General features: G+C 59.3%; 3 protein-coding genes. All 3 read right to left on the bottom strand.

Annotation, left to right across the window (positions count from 1 at the left end):
• Positions 1-29 precede the first annotated feature (29 nt).
• Entirely contained in the window at positions 30-1,589 is a 1,560-nt protein-coding gene (gene tnpC / locus ACR0AP_RS20825; RefSeq protein WP_480509194.1) for an IS66 family transposase, read from the bottom strand.
• 54 nt (positions 1,590-1,643) lie between these two features.
• Positions 1,644-1,997 (bottom strand): IS66 family insertion sequence element accessory protein TnpB, encoded by a 354-nt coding sequence (gene tnpB / locus ACR0AP_RS20820; RefSeq protein WP_480509192.1) that lies wholly within the window; start codon positions 1,995-1,997, stop codon positions 1,644-1,646.
• The coding region (tnpA, locus tag ACR0AP_RS20815) for an IS66-like element accessory protein TnpA (protein WP_480509190.1) at positions 1,994-2,420 on the bottom strand (427 nt) is incomplete at its 5' end. The genes tnpA and tnpB, both read right to left, overlap by 4 nt.

Below are 2,420 nucleotides of genomic sequence, written 5' to 3'. Positions count from 1 at the left end.
GTAAGCGGTGGCTGAAGACCGCTGGGCTTTCAGCTTGACTGCTTAAAGTTCCACGGGAGCAGGTCGTCGATCTGATTTTTTGAGTGTCCGGCAGCGATGGCTTCGAGTGTGGCCTTGAGATAGGCGAATGGTTCGACACCGTTGATTTTTGAGGTTTCGATCAGTGAGGCGATACGCCCCCAGGCCTTGCCACCTTCGTCGTGGCCTGCAAACAGTGCGTTTTTCCGATTTAGCGCAATTGGGCGGATTAAATTTTCGACTTGGTTGCTGTCTATCTCGACGCGCCCGTCGGTGAGGAAGGTTTGTAATCCGTCCCAATGGCGGTGGATATACGCCAGTTTTTCACCGAGGCGGGATTTGGCAGAGACGCGGGTGCGCTGTGTTTGCAGCCACTCGCCGAAGGCGGCGACCAGAGGCGCAGATCGGGCTTGGCGGGCCGAGAGGCGCTGGCCGGGGGATGTGCCTCGGATATCTTTTTCGATAGCGTAGATCTGGGCGATCTGGCGCAGGCCCTCTGCCGCGATCTCGGATTTGTCGCGATCATGGATTTCCTTGAGCTTGCGGCGAGCGTGTGCCCAACAATGGGCAACGACGATGGGCTCGCCGCCCTTGCGCGTGGCGCGGGTCAGGCGATTGTACCCTTGATAGCCGTCCAGTTGCAGGATGCCATCGAAGCCGGTGAGGAATTTCTCCGCATTCTCGCCCCGCCGATCTGGGGCGTAGAAGAACACCACCCCCGGCGGGTCATCGCCGCCCCAATTCCGGTCATCACGCGCCAGTGCCCAGAGGTATCCGGTTTTGGTTTTATTGCGGCCGGGATCGAGGATCGGCGCGGTTGTCTCATCCATAAATAGCTTCGTGGATGTCTTCAGGTGTTCGGCCAGCCGGTCGACCACCGGCCCCAGATGGAAAGCCGCTTTGCCGACCCAATCGGCCAGCGTTGAGCGGTGAATGTCGATACCTGCACGACCCAGGATTTGGGATTGCCTGTGAAGCGGGCAGTGATCTGCATATTTTGACACCAACACATGCGCGATGCTGCCCTCTGTCGGCAGCGCCCTTTCGATCAGGCGCGCTGGCGCTGGGGCCTGGGTCACTCCGTCAGTGCAATGACGGCAGGCGTATTTTGGGCGCACAGTGACAATCACGCGCAGTTTGGCGGGCACGATATCCAGACGCTCGGATCGGTCCTCGCCAATCATATGCATCTCCCTGCACCCGCAGGGGCAAATCAAGCTGTCGGGTTCGACAATCTGCTCGATGCGTTCCAGATGCTCGGGCAGATTGCCCAGGTTGCGCCGCGCCACCGGTTTGCGTTTGGGTGCATCTTCTCCGGTGGCTTGGGTGTCCTTGCGCTCGTGCACCTCGGCGATGGCAACTTCGAGCTCTTCGAACAAGAGCTGCCGGTCATTCTCGTCCAGCTTCTCGGACTTCTTGCCATGCACCGCATGGTTCAGTTCAGCCACCAGATGCTCAAGCCTTTTATTGATCTCCTTGAGTTCTGCGACCTGCGCGGCCTGCGCCTCAAACAGCGCCCGGAACTCGGGCGGCAGCAGGCTCAAATCAAGGTCATTGGCAGCGTCGGACATGGCCGCCGCATAGCACGAAAGCCCAAGTTTACAGAGCCCAATCGACCTCCTGATTCATTCAGCCGCAGCCGGAGGGCGGCTTTCCAAAGCCTTCACCTTGCGCCAGTCCAGTCCCGCAAAAAGCGCCTCGAACTGGGCGTGGTTCAGCGACATCACACCGTCCCGAATGGCGGGCCAGGTAAAGCTCGTGTCTTCCAGCCGCTTGTATGCCATCACGAGGCCCGTCCCATCCCAGTAAAGCAGCTTGAGCCTGTCGGCGCGTTTGGAACGGAACACAAAAACCGTCCCTGTGAAGGGGTCTTTGCGCAGAACCGATTGCACCAGCGCTGACAGCCCGTCATGACCTTCCCGGAAATCCACCGGATTGGTCGCCACCAGGATCCGCACCCGGTTCGAGGGGAAGATCATGACCCAACCCCAAGTGCCCGGACAATCTCAGCAACCCGCGTCGCCGGAGTAGCCCCATCCAGCTTTATCAAAATGCCCCCAGCGGTGATCTCGATGGTCCGCGCTGGCGGTCCAACTTCCTGGGGCGGCGGCGCAGGTGGATCTTCAAAAACCACCAGCGGCGCAAAGGTGGCTTCCTCCTCCAAAACCGGCAAAACAAGATCACCATCTTTGGCCATCCGCCGCCACGACGAGACATGGTTCGGCTTCAAGCCATATTTGGCAGCAACTTCATTCACCGTCGCACCCGGCAGCAACGTCTCCGCCACAATCCGCGCCTTCACATCATCCGGCCACCGCCGTGTCCCATCGGTTGAGAAAACAACACCCAACCCAATGAGAAACTCTCTCATAGTCTCCATGGAGAAACTCACCTCGCAAAAT

The organism is Ruegeria sp. AF7, from assembly GCF_056541885.1.
The sequence above is the reverse complement of the archived record's forward strand: the minus strand, read 5'-3'. Positions and strand labels throughout refer to the sequence as shown.